This is a genomic window from Halobacillus faecis, from assembly GCF_007991335.1.
GTDB lineage: Bacteria > Bacillota > Bacilli > Bacillales > Halobacillaceae > Halobacillus > Halobacillus faecis.
This window is the reverse complement of the sequence record NZ_BJYD01000024.1, coordinates 39,671-55,664: the sequence shown is the minus strand read 5'-3', so window position 1 is coordinate 55,664 and position 15,994 is coordinate 39,671. Positions and strand designations below refer to the sequence as shown.

Annotated in this window: 20 protein-coding genes and 1 pseudogene; all 21 read left to right on the top strand. The window is 43.2% G+C overall.

The window, feature by feature from the left end; translation table 11 throughout:
* Window positions 1-260: 260 nt before the first annotated feature.
* The 21 genes and pseudogenes from HFA01_RS13260 to HFA01_RS13160 all read left to right on the top strand — a co-directional run bounded on the left by HFA01_RS13260 (window position 261) and on the right by HFA01_RS13160 (window position 15,884).
* A complete protein-coding gene (locus tag HFA01_RS13260) occupies window positions 261-1,106 on the top strand; it encodes a DegV family protein (protein WP_146817008.1) in 846 nt (281 codons plus the stop codon).
* Window positions 1,107-1,168: 62 nt separating this feature from the next.
* The gene (locus HFA01_RS13255) at window positions 1,169-2,584 is read left to right on the top strand and encodes an ATP-dependent helicase ComFA (RefSeq protein ID WP_146817006.1); all 1,416 of its coding nucleotides are present in this window, start codon (window positions 1,169-1,171) and stop codon (window positions 2,582-2,584) included.
* Entirely contained in the window at window positions 2,581-3,246 is a 666-nt protein-coding gene (locus tag HFA01_RS13250; protein WP_146817004.1) for a ComFC family protein, read from the top strand. The genes HFA01_RS13255 and HFA01_RS13250 overlap by 4 nt, the downstream gene beginning before the upstream one ends.
* A 76-nt stretch (window positions 3,247-3,322) precedes the next feature.
* Window positions 3,323-3,736, top strand: coding sequence for a TIGR03826 family flagellar region protein (locus HFA01_RS13245; protein ID WP_146817002.1), 414 nt, complete (start codon window positions 3,323-3,325; stop codon window positions 3,734-3,736).
* A gap of 86 nt (window positions 3,737-3,822) precedes the next feature.
* Entirely contained in the window at window positions 3,823-4,083 is a 261-nt protein-coding gene (flgM, locus tag HFA01_RS13240; protein ID WP_146817000.1) for a flagellar biosynthesis anti-sigma factor FlgM, read from the top strand.
* Between the two features lie 18 nt (window positions 4,084-4,101).
* Window positions 4,102-4,590 (top strand): flagellar protein FlgN, encoded by a 489-nt coding sequence (locus HFA01_RS13235; RefSeq protein WP_146816998.1) that lies wholly within the window; start codon window positions 4,102-4,104, stop codon window positions 4,588-4,590.
* A gap of 16 nt (window positions 4,591-4,606) precedes the next feature.
* The gene (gene flgK, locus HFA01_RS13230; protein ID WP_146816996.1) at window positions 4,607-6,163 is read left to right on the top strand and encodes a flagellar hook-associated protein FlgK; all 1,557 of its coding nucleotides are present in this window, start codon (window positions 4,607-4,609) and stop codon (window positions 6,161-6,163) included.
* A gap of 11 nt (window positions 6,164-6,174) precedes the next feature.
* Complete coding sequence (flgL, locus tag HFA01_RS13225; RefSeq protein ID WP_146816994.1) at window positions 6,175-7,068, top strand: flagellar hook-associated protein FlgL; 894 nt, start codon at window positions 6,175-6,177, stop codon at window positions 7,066-7,068.
* A gap of 68 nt (window positions 7,069-7,136) precedes the next feature.
* Complete coding sequence (locus HFA01_RS13220; protein ID WP_146816992.1) at window positions 7,137-7,688, top strand: DUF6470 family protein; 552 nt, start codon at window positions 7,137-7,139, stop codon at window positions 7,686-7,688.
* A gap of 2 nt (window positions 7,689-7,690) precedes the next feature.
* Window positions 7,691-8,137: a flagellar assembly protein FliW gene (gene fliW / locus HFA01_RS13215; RefSeq protein WP_146816990.1), complete on the top strand. Its 447-nt coding sequence runs from the start codon at window positions 7,691-7,693 to the stop codon at window positions 8,135-8,137.
* A complete protein-coding gene (gene csrA / locus HFA01_RS13210) occupies window positions 8,124-8,351 on the top strand; it encodes a carbon storage regulator CsrA (protein WP_146816988.1) in 228 nt (75 codons plus the stop codon). The genes fliW and csrA overlap by 14 nt, the downstream gene beginning before the upstream one ends.
* A 122-nt stretch (window positions 8,352-8,473) precedes the next feature.
* Entirely contained in the window at window positions 8,474-9,505 is a 1,032-nt protein-coding gene (locus HFA01_RS13205) for a flagellin N-terminal helical domain-containing protein (protein WP_146816986.1), read from the top strand.
* A gap of 308 nt (window positions 9,506-9,813) precedes the next feature.
* Window positions 9,814-9,948 carry a flagellin gene (locus tag HFA01_RS13200; protein ID WP_051353266.1) on the top strand — a complete coding sequence of 45 codons (135 nt, stop codon included), beginning with the start codon at window positions 9,814-9,816 and terminating at the stop codon, window positions 9,946-9,948.
* Window positions 9,949-10,204: 256 nt separating this feature from the next.
* Window positions 10,205-10,444: pseudogene (locus HFA01_RS13195) on the top strand (flagellar protein FlaG); the annotation flags it as partial.
* Window positions 10,445-10,491: 47 nt separating this feature from the next.
* Window positions 10,492-12,033 carry a flagellar hook-associated protein 2 gene (locus HFA01_RS13190; protein ID WP_146816982.1) on the top strand — a complete coding sequence of 514 codons (1,542 nt, stop codon included), beginning with the start codon at window positions 10,492-10,494 and terminating at the stop codon, window positions 12,031-12,033.
* A 22-nt stretch (window positions 12,034-12,055) separates the two neighbouring features.
* Window positions 12,056-12,445 carry a flagellar export chaperone FliS gene (fliS, locus tag HFA01_RS13185; RefSeq protein WP_146816980.1) on the top strand — a complete coding sequence of 130 codons (390 nt, stop codon included), beginning with the start codon at window positions 12,056-12,058 and terminating at the stop codon, window positions 12,443-12,445.
* Window positions 12,445-12,795, top strand: a complete 351-nt coding sequence (fliT, locus tag HFA01_RS13180; protein WP_146816978.1) for a flagellar protein FliT — start codon at window positions 12,445-12,447, stop codon at window positions 12,793-12,795. Before fliS ends, fliT begins: the two co-directional genes overlap by 1 nt.
* 13 nt (window positions 12,796-12,808) lie before the next feature.
* Entirely contained in the window at window positions 12,809-13,192 is a 384-nt protein-coding gene (locus HFA01_RS13175; protein WP_146816976.1) for a DUF8042 domain-containing protein, read from the top strand.
* 138 nt (window positions 13,193-13,330) lie between these two features.
* Window positions 13,331-14,740 carry a cell wall-binding repeat-containing protein gene (locus tag HFA01_RS13170; protein WP_146816974.1) on the top strand — a complete coding sequence of 470 codons (1,410 nt, stop codon included), beginning with the start codon at window positions 13,331-13,333 and terminating at the stop codon, window positions 14,738-14,740.
* Between the two features lie 209 nt (window positions 14,741-14,949).
* A complete protein-coding gene (gene hpf, locus HFA01_RS13165) occupies window positions 14,950-15,510 on the top strand; it encodes a ribosome hibernation-promoting factor, HPF/YfiA family (protein WP_146816972.1) in 561 nt (186 codons plus the stop codon).
* 191 nt (window positions 15,511-15,701) lie between these two features.
* The gene (locus tag HFA01_RS13160) at window positions 15,702-15,884 is read left to right on the top strand and encodes a hypothetical protein (RefSeq protein WP_146816970.1); all 183 of its coding nucleotides are present in this window, start codon (window positions 15,702-15,704) and stop codon (window positions 15,882-15,884) included.
* Window positions 15,885-15,994 lie beyond the last annotated feature (110 nt).

Sequence of the window (15,994 nt, the reverse complement as noted above, 5' to 3'; positions counted from 1 at the left end):
AGAAATGTATACCTGAAAAAACGGCCCTTTTTGGTGTGTGGATTAGGAATGGGGTCGGGATTTATTTGGAATTATTTGGTGTACCAGGTCATCCATATTCTGGATGACCTGGTACACCAAATATAGACATACGGACAACTGTTTTCGTATTAGTAGGTGCATTGTGGGGAGGGTTCATGTAAAATAGAAAGAGAGAATACCGGAAATTATTTTACATATATTCATAGAAAAACGATAAAGAATACAAGGAGTTGGATCGGATGAAAACAGCCGTAATCACAGACAGCACAGCTTACCTTCCGAGAAATGTACGCAAAGCCAACAACATACATATGGTTCCGTTGAACGTTATTTTTGGTCATGAATCCTATCAGGAAGAAGTGGATATTAACGCAGATGACTTCTACGATATGGTGAAAGAAGGAGGGGAACTCCCGAAAACTTCCCAGCCGTCGATCGGCATTATGACACAGAAGCTGGAGGAGCTTTCTCAAAACTATGACACGGTCATCTCTATTCACTTATCCAGCGGCATCAGTGGCACATACCAGGCGATGGTAACGGCGGGTGAAATGGTCGAAGAGATTGATGTTCATGTATTTGATTCAGAGATCAGTTGTCACATGCAAGGCTTTTATGCCCTGGAAGCTGCTGAATTAGCGAATAACGGAGCAACACCTGATCAAATTATCCGTCGACTCAATGAAATGAAAGAATCGATGAGTGCTTACTTCATGGTCGATGACCTCAGCCACCTTCAAAGAGGTGGGCGCTTGAATGGAGCTCAAGCTTTTGTCGGCAGTCTTCTGCAAGTAAAGCCTGTTCTTCATTTCGTGGATACGAAAATCGTTCCGTATGAAAAAATCCGCACACGGAAAAAAGCGATTAAGAAGATTGTTTCCTTATTTGAAGAGAAGATCGAAGAAGGCGGCACGTATAAAGCATGCCTTATTCATGCCAATCGCCCTGCCGAAGCGGAAGAATTGAAAAAAGAATTGGAAGAAAAACACGATAACGTCCAAGTTGTCCTCAGTTACTTCGGTCCCGTCATCGGTACACACCTAGGTGAAGGAGCCATGGGCCTCGGTTGGTATCGTCAATCCTAAATAGAAAAGAGCCTGTTTGTGAGACTCAAACAGGCTCTACTTTTCTATAGGATGGTGTTTGTATGTTCAAGACGGTTAAGAAATACCTTCAAAAAGACTTCTCCTGGATTCCTTCAGAAAATCCCACTCACAGCTACCCTTCTCTTACTGGAAAACTCCTTCTGCGTCACGAAATCCCTTTTGAAGATGAAATAGTAGGTGACCTAATAGCCCAATCGATCCTTACCAGAGTAACCAGCATTGAATCCTATCCCTGGGGCCGGCGCTGCAGGCGTTGTGGGAACACAAAATCCTATCTATTTGGGAAAATGCCTCACGCGACATGTGGCCATACGTGTGTGTATTGCCGCTCCTGCATACAGATGGGCAGAGTTGTTGCATGTGAACCATTGTACTATGGAACCTCGGGTTTTGAATGGCCACTCCATGAGCATCCCTGCCAGTGGAAAGGGGAGTTGACGGTCCACCAACAAAAAGCTGCCAATGAACTTGTGACACTCGTTCGAACAGGAAGGGGTGAAAAACTCGTGTGGGCGGTATGTGGAGCCGGAAAGACAGAAATTCTTTTTCCGTCCATCACAGAAGCGCTGGAAAAGGGGAAGCGCATTTGTCTGGCCACGCCTAGAACGGATGTAGTAAGAGAGTTGCTCCCTCGCTTACAAAAATCATTCCCTAACGTGAACATTCAGGCTCTCTACGGCGATAGTCCAGATAAAGCTGGCAATGCACCTTTTATTATAGCCACTACGCATCAGCTCCTGCGTTTTGCACATGCCTTTGATGTCATGGTGATTGATGAAGTCGATGCCTTCCCTTTTCATAATGATGCATCTCTTCATTATGCCAGTGATCGAGCAGCTAAACCGCAAGCGTCTATGATTTATTTGACAGCAACCCCTAGAAAGAAGCAAAAGCGAAGGGTTCGTTCTAAAGACCTTCCCGTCGTTTTCATCCCTCGACGGTTCCATGGGCACCCTCTTCCCGTGCCTCAACTCAAACTTACTCCTCCTCTTCATCGTTATTTACAAAAAGCCGCACTCCCTCCTAAAATCCTTCAACAAATCGCCCATCAGCAACAGACCCCGAGGCAGCTGCTTCTTTTTCTTCCTTCGATAAAAATGGCCGAACAAATCGCTGATTACTTGAAAGAAAGGAACTACGAGGTCCAATCGGTTCATGCGGAAGACAGGGGGCGGGCAGAAAAGATTCTGGCGTTTAGAAAAAAAGAATACCGTGTACTCGTCACCACAACGATTTTAGAACGAGGAGTTACGTTTCCGTCTGTGGATGTCTATGTCATTGACGCAGGGCACGTTGTTTTCGATGAAGCCGCGCTCGTTCAGATCGCAGGGAGAGCCGGGAGAAGTCCAGACGATCCTAAAGGAAATGTGATTTTTTATCATGTGGGGAAAACGGATGAAATGTTGGATGCTGTGGATTCCATCCATTACATGAACCGTCTGGGAAAGAAGCTATGAGGTGTCTCAGTTGCCATACAGAAATCATCCCAGAAGTGACATGGAGTACATTTTGGAAACCGCCGACAAAAGACGTGGCCTGTCCTATGTGTATAGAGCAATTAAATGAAATCAGTGATCCTTTTTGCCCTCAATGTCACCGCCCTGATCACAAAGGTGTCTGTAAGGACTGTCAATTATGGGAGAAGACCCACACAGACGTCCTGGAGCGGAACGTCTCTGTGTTCCCATATAATGAGTTCCATAAGGACATCGTCGCCCGTTGGAAATATAGAGGGGATTATGTATTGGTCGATATTTACAAAGAAGCTATCCAGAGGAAGTGGTCAGCTTCAGGGTTCAAAGGGATGCAAGTGATTCATGTGCCACTCAGTGAAGAGCGCATGCAAGAAAGAGGGTTTAACCAATCAGAAGCAATCATCGGGTTGTTAGGGGAACGATCGACTTCTCCTTTTGAACGAACGCATAGTGAAAAGCAATCGAAAAGAGGAAAAAAAGACCGTATGTATTCAAAGAATCCATTTCAATTAATAGAGGCAACGTCGAAGCCGGTCGTGCTCGTGGATGATATTTATACAACGGGACGGACCATCCGGCATATGGCAGCTTTGTTGAAAGAAACAGGCTGCCCATCTGTCTCTTCTTTTACTATTTTTAGATGAATGTGTTCTGGGACTTTTGAATCTCCTCTTCTCTGCCGATATAATAGATAAATAGAGAACATGGAGGACGAAGAAGATGGGGGAATTAGCCAATTGCTCACGTTGTAATGGATTATTCTTAAAAGGATCAAGCACTGTCTGTCCTGAGTGCAGGAAGCAGGAGGAAAAGGATTTTCATATTGTTTATGCCTTTTTAAGAAAAAAGCAAAATCGAACAGCAACTGTGGAAGAAATTGAAGTAGAGACAGGGGTATCTGAACGGCAGATCCGACAGTTTGTTAAACAAAAACGACTACACCCTGTTCATTTTCCAAATTTGAGTTATGGTTGTGAAAAATGTGGAGCGGCGATTATTGAAGATCGTTTATGTGATTCATGTAAAGAGTCCATACAAAAAGGCCTCCATGTCCGAGAGCGGAATGCTTCATTGGAAGCTAAAAAGGAACAGCAGGAGCGAGAGGAAACAAACAGGACTTATTATTCATGGTGAAATGAATCATAAGCATGATTTATATCTTCATGAACCTTGTCGATATAATAAATAGTAGACAGTCGGAATGAAATGAGGTGACAGGATTGAAAATCAACGGCCCGAACCAGACGAATTTAAATCCATACCAAAAACAGATGAACAAACAGACAGAAATCGGCCAGAAAAAGCAGATGAAAGATAAAATTGAAATTTCTGAGACAGCCAAACAAATGCAGGAATCCGGGAAGAGCGATTCTGTTCGCAAAAAGCTGGTCGAACAAGTGAAATCTGATGTTGTACAAGGAAATTACCAAGTAGACGCCGAGGCGACAGCTAAAAAGATGCTTGATTTTTGGTCGAAATAAACATAGAGGTGAATCATCATGACGGTTAAGCCGGTCATCAATCATATGAACCAGCTTCAGCAGCTGCATGAAAGTCTTTTGTCTTTGTCGAGAAGAAAAACAGAGGCTCTGAAAACAAATGATGTGGCGAGCATTCAGCAGCTGTTGCTTCAAGAGAAGAAGCATGTTCAGGCGATTGAAAAAGTTGAAAAACAAAGAGAACGGTCTGTGGCTCAGTGGGCATCGGAAAAGGAACTGCCCTCCCGAGAGTGGACCGTGTCTGATCTGATTGAAATGGTCGGTGGAGAAGAAAAAGAGCTGCTTCAGGAGGCCCATGAAGGTCTGTTCTTAGTCTTAGCTGACTTAAAGCAGCAGGAGAAGTTGAACAAAGAACTGACTCAGCAATCCCTGCAGTTCATCAACATGTCCTTAGACCTTCTCCAGCCCTCCATTCAAACGGTGAACTATGGTGGTCAAGAAGCCAGCAAGAGCACGGCTAAACGATCCATTTTCGATTCAAAAGCATAAATAGAGGAGCAATCATATGGGATCTACGTTTCACGGATTGGAAGTAGCGAAGCGCGGGCTTTTCACACAACAATCCGCTTTATATACGACAGGGCATAATATTGCCAATGCAAATACAGATGGGTACACGAGACAGCGTGTCAACTTTGAACAGACGGGACCTTATCCACCAGCGTCGAGAAACCGTCCGGAGATTCCAGGACAAGTTGGAAGTGGTGTACAGGCGGGTTCAATTGAGAGAGTCCGTGTCGGGTATCTTGATTTTCAGTACAGGGGCGAAAACAGCAAGGCCGGTTATTATGATACACGTTCCTCTGCTTTAGGACGCCTCGAAGCAGTCATGAATGAGCCCTCTGATGACGGTCTCGCACGAACGATGGACCGTTTTTGGGAATCGCTTCAGGACTTATCGGTGAACCCGGAAGATTCTGGTGCCCGTTCTGTTGTACGGCAACGGGGAGAAGCCGTTGCGGAAACATTCAATTATCTATCCAACACTCTACAGGCTCAACAAAAAGATATAAAACGGGAGACAGGCGTAACGGTTAAAGAGATTAATTCATTAGCCAATCAAGTGAACCGTGTCAATCAACAAATCGCAGAAGTCGAACCACATGGCATGGTGCCAAATGACTTGTATGATGAGAGGGATCGCCTGCTCGATCAGTTATCCCAGCACGTCAACATCGACGTGAAATATGAAGATGCGCCATCTTCTGCTGACCCTTTAGCAATGGGAAAAGCCTCGGTCACGATTGTTGATCGTGATGGAAAGCCTCTACAACCGGAAGCTGTCCTTATTGATAGAGCAACGAATACAGTCAATAGAATAGACGTCCAGTATGAAAATGGAGGTCCACATGCAAGCGGTATTCAACTCGGTGATGCAGATGCTTATTCTGTGGAAGACTTTTCTTCCCAAGGCAAGTTAAAGGGTCTCATTGAGTCGGGAGGTTACATGCAAGATGGGGAACCTAAAGGTACGTACCAACAGATGCTCACGGATTTGGACCGGATGGCCACAGGCTTTGCGCTTTCGTTTAATGAAGTCCATAAGCGAGGGGAGTCGCTGAATACCGTCAGTGGGGACAGCGCGGAAGTACCCAATTTTTTTGATATCGGTGTAGCGAATCCTGCAACAGGAGAAGTTGTCGAAGGTCTTGCAGGTACTTTGAAAATTTCTAATGAGATCAGAGCTGATGGAGATCACATTGCGGCAGCAGCTTTGAATCAATCAGGTAACGGTGAAAATGCCTTAGCGCTATCAGAAGTGCAAAACAATGCCAATGGCGATTACTTTGGTGAAGAAACCTCCATGAACAGTTACTACGAATCGATGATCGGGACAATGGCAGTGGAAACGCAAGAAGCGGAGCGGATGTCAAGGAATGCAGGTACGTTAAAAGCTTCCGTGAATGAACAGCGTCAATCCGTCAGTTCTGTTTCTCTTGATGAAGAGATGTCGAACATGATTAAGTTTCAACATGCTTACAACGCAGCCGCACGGAATATAACAGTCGTCGATGAAATGCTGGATAAAATCATTAATCAAATGGGACGAGTAGGAAGGTAGGTGAATGACTGATGCGCGTGACGCAATCGATGTTATCCAATAATATGCTGCGCAATTTGAGCAACAGCTACGCGGAAATGGGGAAATACCAGGATCAATTATCGACAGGTAAAAAGATTTCCCGTCCTTCTCAAGATCCGGTTGTAGCCATGAAGGGAATCAACTATCGTCAGCAAGTGACCGAAGTGGAGCAGTTTCAACGTAACATCGCAGAAGTGCACAACTGGATGGACAATAGTGATTCTGCGTTAGATAAAGCCACGCAGGCGATGCAGCGTGTTCGCGAACTTACCGTACAGGCAAGCAACGATACGTATGAAGAAGGACAGCGGGAAAACATTGCCAAAGAAATCCGCCAGCTGAAAGAACACCTGGGCACAATTGCAAATACGAAAGTGAATGATAAGTACATATTCAATGGCACCAATACTACAAAACCTCCGTTTGAAAATATGGAGGCTTTGGAGGGTACCGTCATTCCTCCTGCTACGGGAGCAGATGAAGTGAGAATCGAAGTCTCTTCCGGTGTCAAACTACAGACGAATGTTTTGCCTGGCCGTGTGTTTAATCAAGAACTCTTCAAAGATCTGGAGGAATTTGCACAAGCATTAGAAGGAGATACCGCCAACGAAGAAATAAGTGATTTTCTAGACAAGTTTGATGGTCACACCGGAAATGTCGTCAACGAACGGGCGGACCTTGGAGCCCGTATGAACCGTGTTGAATTGGTAGAAGATCGTTTGGAGACCCAAAAGGTCAGTGCAACAAAAATGATGTCGGACAATGAAGATGCTGACATTGAAAAAGTGATTACGGATTTAAAAACACAAGAAAGTGTCCACAGAGCGGCTATGGGCGTCGGAGCCAGGATCATCCAGCCGACACTGATGGATTTTCTAAGATAAAGGCTGTCTCCTTCAGGGGCAGTCTTGTTTTTCTTTTTAGTAACCTCATAGGAAAGTGAGGAGTCATGATGAACATTCCCAAACTGCACATTCAATCTACACAAGGAAAGATTGGTCTCCATATTCAAAAGCCAGAGCAGACGATTAGGCAATATAAGCCCGAACAGTCAATCCAGCAGCCGGAAGCGGAAATGAATGTCAGACAAAGGCTAGGAAAGTTGACGGTTGATCAGACTAATGCTTGGCACAATCTAGATTTGAAAAGTGTTTTTGTTCGAACGGAAGAGCTTTCGGGGATTGCAAGGAATCGATGGTTGGAAGGCATTGCTCGTGTTTCTAACGAAGGTGATGAGTTAATGCGCATTGAAAACGGAGGGAATCCTATGGCTGCCCAAGCTGAAAGAAACGCTGGGTATGATTTTACTTTCGATCCTGGCGGAAAGCCGGTTTACGACCTCTTGGATATTAATTACCAGCCCCAAGAAGCACAAATAGACATTCAACGTAGCAAACCTGTGATTGAAACGATAAAGCGAGACCCTGAACATTACTACCGTTCAGGAAGTGTTGATATCACAATGAATCAAATGCCTGAATTACAGATTGATTGGAAGGTGTAAGAATGAAAATGAAAACAAAGTATTTTGGTGAGATTGAGGTAAGAGATAACGAATGTATCGAGTTTTCGAATGGTCTTCCGGGTTTTGAAAACTATCACTCTTTTGTACTTCTTCCTGTAGATGAGTTGGGTGCATATTTTGCTTTACAGTCAGTAAAAGAAGCCGGAGTATGCTTGATCGTAACAAACCCTTACCATTTTTATAAGAATTATGAATTTGATATCGATCCTGAGGATTTGGGGATTCAAAGCCAGGAAGATATCGCAATATATAATGTCGTTACTTTGAGAGATCCTTTTGAAAAATCAACGATTAATCTGCAAGCTCCTATTGTGATGAATACCAAGCAGCGTAAAGCAAAACAGTTGATATTAAATCAATTGGATTACCGAACAAAGCATCCTTTGACGCCTTCTGTAAAAGGTGGTGAGTCTCATGCTCGTCCTTAATCGCAAAGAGGGAGAATCAGTTCGAGTAGGAGATGACATTACGATTACCGTCGTGGGTGTAGAAGGTGGTCAGGTGAAGTTGGGGATTGAAGCGCCTAAAAACGTTGGGATTCATCGTCAGGAAGTTTATTTAGCTATAAAAAAAGAGAATGCGGAAGCGGCGCAAATTTCTAGTGATTTGTTGGATCTATTAAAAAATAAAAAAAAAGATTAAAACCTTTTTGAAGTCGGTCGATATAAGTAATGTGAAACATTACAATGTCGGCCGGCTTTGTTTTGTAACTAGAGGACCACACAAGGATGTGGGGTCACTTATTTCAAGGAGGAATTTTTAAGATGAGAATTAATCACAATATTGCTGCGTTGAATACTTACCGTCAGTTAGGTTCTGCAAATAACGCTATGTCAGGATCAATGGAGAAACTCTCTTCAGGATTACGAATTAACAACGCATCCGATGATGCAGCAGGCCTGGCTATTTCTGAAAAGATGCGTGGGCAAATTCGTGGTTTGGATCAAGCGCAACGTAACGCTCAGGATGGTATCTCTATGATTCAAACAGCTGAAGGTGCTCTTAATGAAACACACTCAATCCTTCAGCGTATGAACGAGCTTGCAACACAGGCTTCCAATGAAACTCTGTCAAGTAATGATAGAACTGCAATTTCTGATGAAATTACACAACTTAATAGTGAAGTAGACCGTATTGGATCTGCTACAAAATTTAATGGAGAGACACTCTTAGATGGTACTTTCGGAGTGCAACTAGGTAGTTCTGGTTTAGCTGAAGGTAGTGATGGAGTTGTCTCTATCGATGTTGGTGGAGCAGATGCTTCTACTAATTATACAATCGCAGCTGGTACAACCGGTGATGTGAGCTTGACTAATGGTACAACTGGTGATGTACAAGAGGTGAATTTATCAGATAATACTGCAGGGGTCCTTAACTTCGATAAATTAGGAGTTAAAATCACGGTCAATGATGATTGGGATGTAGCTACATTAGCAGCAACAACTAATGGTGGTGGTACTGCAGGGGTAATAGCCACAGGTGCATCTGGCGCGAAGAATATTCAAATTGGTGCCGAAAATGATGTATCTCAAAGGTTGGGAATCAGTATTGCAAAAATCAATTCTGATTCTGATTCTCTGAATACTACTTCAGTTGATGTATCTAGTGCAGCGAATGCTCGTACTGCTATGGACACTATACAAGCAGCCATAGACACTGTGTCTGGAGAGCGTTCGAAATTAGGTGCTTACCAAAATCGCTTGGACCATACTATTAATAACTTAGGTACTACAAGTGAGAACCTAACTGCTGCGGAATCTCGTATCCGCGACGTTGATTATGCTCAAGCTGCGTAAGTAGTTAAGAGCACAGTCGTCCTAACTGGTAACGGTTAGCGATCATAATCGGGTGAATTGCTGGAAACCCCTTAGAGCTTTTCTTACCACAGCGTAGTTGGAAACGACAAGCGTGATGGTGAAAAAAAGAAAAGATTGGGCAATCAGCAGCCAAGCTCCTGTCTTGAAAAAGTGGAGAAGGTTCAACGACTAGGGTAAACCACCGTGTTAGGTGATGAAATCCGTAGGTGAAACAATGGTCATCAGCATTGTGAATCCGAAGTGCCCGACCCCTTTAAAAAAAGGGTGAAGATATAGTCTGGTCATTTATGAAAGTAAATGTTCGCACGATGGCGAAAGAAATGATGAATCAAACGAAACAAAGTATCCTTGCACAAGCTTCTCAAGCGATGCTTGCGAAAGCAAATCAACAGCCACAAGGAGTACTTCAACTTCTACGTTAATATATTCTTTAAAAAGGACCTCAATTATGAGGTTCTTTTTTTATGTATTGTTTTTCATGTTTTATACCTGCTCTTTTCTAAGAAATCCTCCTGTTCATTTATTAATCTACTTAACAATATCTACTTCCGACCGATATTAAAAGAAACTACATATGTTAGGGAGTTGTTGAAGGTGAATGTGAAAAGTATTTCATCCCGCTCACAACTCCTGCAGAGAAATCAAGAATAACATGGTGTTCGTTCATCAGTTCAGGAGAAAACAAATAAGATTGAAGTATCAAAACATGAGCTTCCAAACTTAGATCAAAAAGAGAAGCTAATGAAAGCAACAGTTAGTATGAATGAAATATTGAAAAAGCTGGAGACATCGCTCCGCTTCCAATTCCATGAAAAGCTTGAAGAATATTATGTAACCATTGTAGATAACCAAACAGAGCAGGTTATCAAAGAAATCCCACCTCTGGAAAGATGCTTGACATGCATGCTTCAATTATAGAATCTATTAGAATTATGGTGGATGATAAAATATAAGTAGGTGAAAAGATGAGTGATATGCGAATTGGGGGCTTGGCTTCCGGCATGGATATAGACAAGCTTGTCAATGATTTGATGCGCGCTGAGCGCCAGCCGTTGAATAAGATGGAGCAGGACCGTGAATGGCTGACGTGGCAGAGAGATGCATATCGGGATGTGAATAAGCAGTTGAGTGAACTGGACACGCTTGCTTTTGATATGAAGTTGGAGCGGACGTTCAATGCAAAAAATGTGACCTCTTCCAATTCTGCTGTTTCAGCGACAGCTACTTCTGCCTCGGGAAATGGTGACTATACGCTAAGTGTGGAACAGGTGGCGACTTCGGCCTATAATTACAGCAGAAACCCGATTACAACAGATGGGAAAACGCTGGATCCTAATGCCAACCTAAGTACACAGACAGGAAATTTTAAACACGGACTAACGCTTGGAGAAACGTTCTCTATTACTACATACAACGAAGACGGTTCAAAGAATACCCAGTCTTTTGACGTCACAGGAGGTAAATCGCTGAACGAGATCCTTTCAGAAATCAGCGATTCTGATTTAGGTGTACGTGCTTTTTACGATAAAAGCGCGGATCAAGTGATGATTGAACGAACAGTGACGGGTAACTTTAACCAGGATGAAAATGTTTTTTTAGGAGCTGAAATCGGCTTTGATGGAAATGCGGAGTTTTTAGCGTCCACTTTAGATATTAAGAATGGCGATAACTCTTCCGGAACGTGGAAGTTGAATGAAAAAGGTGGAGAAGATGCCAAGTTCACGTATAACAATGGTTTGAAGATCACGTCGCATTCGAATCAATACACGTTGAATGGGGTCAACTTCCAGTTCAACGATGTCACAGACGGAAATGTCAAAGTTAATGTCTCCAACAACGTCGATGATGCTGTCGATAAAATTGTTGAATTCGTTGATAAATACAACAAAGTCATCGAAGATCTTAATGAAAAGACAGATGAGAAGAGATACCGTGACTTTCCTCCTCTTACAGAAAAGCAGAAAGAGGACATGGAAGAGCGGGAGATTGAACTTTGGGAAGAAAAAGCTAAAAGTGGAATGCTCAAGAATGATTCGGTTATCGAAGGCGGATTGAATCAGATGCGTACGAACTGGTACACGCCGGTAGAAAATGACGGAGCTCTCACGATGATGTCTGAAATTGGAATTACAACTTCCGCCAACTATCGAGATGGGGGCAAACTATTCATTGATGAAGATGAATTGAGGACAGCCTTGAGTCAGGATCCGGAGTCTGTTCACAAATTATTTTCAGGAACGGATGCGAATCCTGGTGTCGCCCGTAGATTAGAGCAGACCATTGATAACACCGTCCAGTCGATAGAAAAGAAAGCTGGAAAATCTACTACTGTAGATAACAGCTTCTTGCTTGGGCGTCGGATTGAGGATCTAAATAAAGAAATGGATGATTTTGAGGATCGTTTGGTTCAAATTGAAGACCGGTATTGGCGTGAGTTCGGTGCGATGGAAAAAGCGATTCAGAGAATGAACCAGCAATCTGCCTATATTATGCAGAACTTTGGTTAATGGAAAAGGGAGTGTTGGCTAGATGTCTATTCAAGCCTATCAAAATAATTCAGTAGAAACGGCTTCTCCTGGCGAATTGACGCTGATGCTTTATAATGGATGCATCAAGTTCATTAAAGTGGCAAGGAAGTCTATGGAAAATAAAGAAATCGAGAAAAAGAATACCAACATCCAAAAGGCTCAGAAGATCATTCAGGAATTGATGGTGACCATGGATCAACAGTATGCCATCACGAAAGAGATCATGCCGCTGTACGATTACATGAACCGACGGTTGATGGAAGCGAATACGGCAAATGATGCGGAAATCTTGGATGAGGTTCAGGGGCTTGTTGAGGAATTCAGGGATACGTGGAAACAGGTCATTCTGGAAGCGCGTAAGTCTCAGTATGGACAAGGTGGCAATGCTTGATGAGTGGTTGGGCTGATTTTTTATCAATCACAAAGGAATTGGATGAGCTCGTTCACCGTCCCATTCACGAAAAAAATCGAGCCTCCATCGTGGAGCAGGTCGAGGGGCTTCTGGATCAGAGAGAGACCATGCTTAGGGACTTGACTCAACCTGTTGATGAGGAAAAAGTGATGGTTCAAGAAGTCCTCCAACGGGATTTGAGGATCAATCAGAAGCTAGAGTTTCTTTTTTCTGGATTAAAACGTGATATGAGGAACATGAAGAAGCAGAAATCCAGCAAACAACGCTACATCAACCCGTACCAGAGCGTTTCTGGTTACGATGGAACATATGTAGACCATAAAAAGTAGAATAGGTGATTTTTTGGCAGAACTAACAGCAGAACAACACGAAATGCTGGATCGATATGATGAGCTGTTAAGTACCATCAGTGAAGGGCTCAAGTATTTAGAAGACCATATGAAAACAGAAGAGACACCAATGGCCAAGCAAGTGTTCCAGGATGTACTCCTTAGCTTGGAACAAATCAGTCGCACCCACGATCAGATGGAGATCCTTTTTAAAGGGAACGAAGAACTTCAGGCTTTAGTCCTTGATTTTCACGGAATCGTCAATCATCTGCAAGGGTGGTTCGAGCATGACACCGCACAAGAAAAACATCATTTGCTAGTGGAGCATGTGGTCCCTGCATTTGAAAGTTGGCGGACTCGTATGGAAGCATTTGTGAAACCTTATATCGCTCATTAGAAGAAGCATCCTTGACGGATGTTTCTTTTTTTATGGTAGATTTTGAGATAAATCTCCTATATAATCCCACAGTGGATGGGTGAATGAATAATTGCTAGGTTCACCCTACATTTTTACATAGGAAAGGGGAACGAATAGATGTGGAAAGTGACAGGAATGGCCGCAACTTTATTGTTATCGGCTGGTCTACTTATGAATCCTGTAGGAGAAGTGTCTGCAGAGGTGGGTGAGGATTCGAAGCGTTCTACTATACATACGGATCGTGTATCTTTAGAGGCGAGTACCGTGGAAGATTATGAGGAAGTAGAACCAAATGACTCTATCGATGCAGCGAACTCAATGGAACAGAATAGGTGGGCGCAAGGATATTTGACAGATGAAGATGAAGACTATTTCACATTTGAAATCGATGGGGATCATCGAGTTGAATTTCATTTAGCGTTATATTCTATAGTGGATGGTGCTTATAGCACAGAGATGGATTTAGACGCGGAATTGTACGATGCCGATGGAAAAGTAGTCGCCGGCTACTCCGAATATAACAATGAATACGGATATAGTGGTGGATTCTTTTTAGATCCAGGAATCTATTATGTAAAAGTTATGGACGAAGCCAATTTGGATAATGGGGTTCCTTATACGTTAGCTTCCGAAGTTGCTGCAAAATACCCGAGAATCACCCGTTATTGGGGAGTAGACCGCTACTGGACGGCGGCAAACATTGCAAGACAGGACAGCAGTCGGATTCCTTCCAAGAATGTCGTACTGGCAACAGGACAGGACTTTCCGGATGCTCTTGCAGGTGCACCACTTGCGGAACACCTGGATGCTCCTATTCTGTTAACACGAAAGGAAAAATTGCCGGATATAACAGAACAGACTTTATCGACATTGGATGCTGAACATGTCACCATCCTTGGGGGCACAGGCGCGGTATCTGAAGACGTAGAAGATTATATCAAGGATGAACTGAACCTTGATGTTGAGCGGATCTCTGGAAAGAACCGTTACGAAACGTCGGTAGCCATTGCGGAACACCTATCTGCATCCGATGAGGCTGTGGTTGCTTATGGTGGCAATTTTCCAGATGCTCTCTCCATCGCTCCTGCAGCGGCCGGAAAAGCGATGCCGATTCTTTTAACGAAAAAAGAAAGCATACCAGCGGCCACAGAGAACGTTCTTGATAATTACGACCAGACTTATGTCGTTGGGGGGACAGGTGTCGTTAGTGATAAGGTGTACCGTCAGCTTCCAAATGCGGATCGTATATCAGGGAAAGATCGGTATGCGACTTCCTTAGCTGTTGCGAAGTACTTTGATATGGAGACGCAGTCCGTAGGTCTTGCCACAGGTTCAAACTTCGCAGATGCCTTAGCCGGGTCTGTACATGGAGTGAAAGAGCCATTGCTGTTAACACCGAAAAGTAAGCTTGATGAAGAAGTGAAGCAGTATTTTATTGATCATCAAACGACATACTTCCAGATCTTTGGTGGAGACGCAGCCGTTGATGAAGGCGTAGAGGAAGATATCAAGTCTATTTATGAATAAATATTTGAGGAGTCCGTTCTACATGGGCTCCTTTTTTATCTAGTAAATTGACAAATTACCATGTAGAAAAGGCCACCATTTCTATTCAAAGGTACATCTTCCAACAATTACCGACACAAATATGACAAAATATTTAGAAAGTTTATGCAGGAAAGGGCGTGGGTATGATAGAATATATATCACATAAGGATGAAAGGAGGACACTTCTAATGCTACAATACAACATTCGTGGTGAAAACTTGGAAGTGACGGATTCTATTAAAGAATATGTGGAGAAAAAGGTGAGCAAGCTTGAACGCTACTTTGACACTCCGCCGTCTTCCGAGGTACACGTTAATTTAAGTGTCTATAATGATGAGCAGACAATCGAGGTCACCATTCCGATGAAGAATCTACTTCTTCGTGCTGAGGAACACAACACAGATCTATACGCTGCCATCGACCTTGTGGTAGATAAATTGGAACGACAAATTCGCAAGCATAAAACGAAAGTGAATCGTAAGTTCCGACAAGAGGGTGCTCCGAAACACGTCTTTGCCGAGCTTGAACGCGAGGCGCAGCAATACCAAACACAAACGATTGATGATGAATTTGATGTTGAAATCGTGAAAACGAAGCGTTTTGATTTGAAACCGATGGATAGTGAAGAAGCGGCATTGCAGATGGATATGCTTGGTCACAACTTCTTTGTATTCACAAACGCAAATACAGATGAAACGAACATTGTTTATAAACGTCGTGACGGCCGTTATGGTTTGATTGAAACTTGATAGGTTGATAGAGTAAGCGCCTCTGCTACGGCAGGGGCGTTTTTTTGATTTCTTATAAATTGGTAAGGGAAAAGAGAAATTTACTAGGGGAAAATCAGTTTTTCATCATATTTAGGGACCTAAAATGGAATTTTGAGCGCTCGCCCATTTTGTGAATTCGTAGTATAAAGGATTCAACAGGAGGTGATAGCATGAATAGCAAGGAATGTGAGTACATCTATAAGCGCTTGAATCAGCAGGAAGAAACGATCGCTCAGCTCGTGGAAATCATCGGAGCGACAAATCGTCGCATTACCGACTTGGACCGCAGACAGCTTGGTGTTGAGCACCAGATGATCCGCGAACGTCCCCTCTCTTTTACTCCCTCTACATAATTCCTTCACCGGTGTCCCTGGTCCTATGTCATAGATTGTCAGGCCGCTTCTCTTAGTGTTATGATAATAGAGGATTAAACTATTCAACCGAAGTTCGGAAATCAACAGAG

Excerpts from the sequence above, each read along its gene's own strand:
- HFA01_RS13260 (WP_146817008.1), top strand. The coding sequence starts at position 261 with ATGAAAACAGCCGTAATCACAGACAGCACAGCTTACCTTCCGAGAAAT.
- HFA01_RS13255 (WP_146817006.1), top strand. The coding sequence starts at position 1,169 with ATGTTCAAGACGGTTAAGAAATACCTTCAAAAAGACTTCTCCTGGATT.
- HFA01_RS13250 (WP_146817004.1), top strand. The coding sequence starts at position 2,581 with ATGAGGTGTCTCAGTTGCCATACAGAAATCATCCCAGAAGTGACATGG.
- HFA01_RS13245 (WP_146817002.1), top strand. The coding sequence starts at position 3,323 with ATGGGGGAATTAGCCAATTGCTCACGTTGTAATGGATTATTCTTAAAA.
- HFA01_RS13235 (WP_146816998.1), top strand. The coding sequence starts at position 4,102 with ATGACGGTTAAGCCGGTCATCAATCATATGAACCAGCTTCAGCAGCTG.
- flgK (WP_146816996.1), top strand. The coding sequence starts at position 4,607 with ATGGGATCTACGTTTCACGGATTGGAAGTAGCGAAGCGCGGGCTTTTC.
- flgL (WP_146816994.1), top strand. The coding sequence starts at position 6,175 with ATGCGCGTGACGCAATCGATGTTATCCAATAATATGCTGCGCAATTTG.
- HFA01_RS13220 (WP_146816992.1), top strand. The coding sequence starts at position 7,137 with ATGAACATTCCCAAACTGCACATTCAATCTACACAAGGAAAGATTGGT.
- fliW (WP_146816990.1), top strand. The coding sequence starts at position 7,691 with ATGAAAATGAAAACAAAGTATTTTGGTGAGATTGAGGTAAGAGATAAC.
- csrA (WP_146816988.1), top strand. The coding sequence starts at position 8,124 with ATGCTCGTCCTTAATCGCAAAGAGGGAGAATCAGTTCGAGTAGGAGAT.
- HFA01_RS13205 (WP_146816986.1), top strand. The coding sequence starts at position 8,474 with ATGAGAATTAATCACAATATTGCTGCGTTGAATACTTACCGTCAGTTA.
- HFA01_RS13200 (WP_051353266.1), top strand. The coding sequence starts at position 9,814 with ATGAAAGTAAATGTTCGCACGATGGCGAAAGAAATGATGAATCAAACG.
- HFA01_RS13190 (WP_146816982.1), top strand. The coding sequence starts at position 10,492 with ATGAGTGATATGCGAATTGGGGGCTTGGCTTCCGGCATGGATATAGAC.
- fliS (WP_146816980.1), top strand. The coding sequence starts at position 12,056 with ATGTCTATTCAAGCCTATCAAAATAATTCAGTAGAAACGGCTTCTCCT.
- fliT (WP_146816978.1), top strand. The coding sequence starts at position 12,445 with ATGAGTGGTTGGGCTGATTTTTTATCAATCACAAAGGAATTGGATGAG.
- HFA01_RS13170 (WP_146816974.1), top strand. The coding sequence starts at position 13,331 with ATGTGGAAAGTGACAGGAATGGCCGCAACTTTATTGTTATCGGCTGGT.
- hpf (WP_146816972.1), top strand. The coding sequence starts at position 14,950 with ATGCTACAATACAACATTCGTGGTGAAAACTTGGAAGTGACGGATTCT.
- HFA01_RS13160 (WP_146816970.1), top strand. The coding sequence starts at position 15,702 with ATGAATAGCAAGGAATGTGAGTACATCTATAAGCGCTTGAATCAGCAG.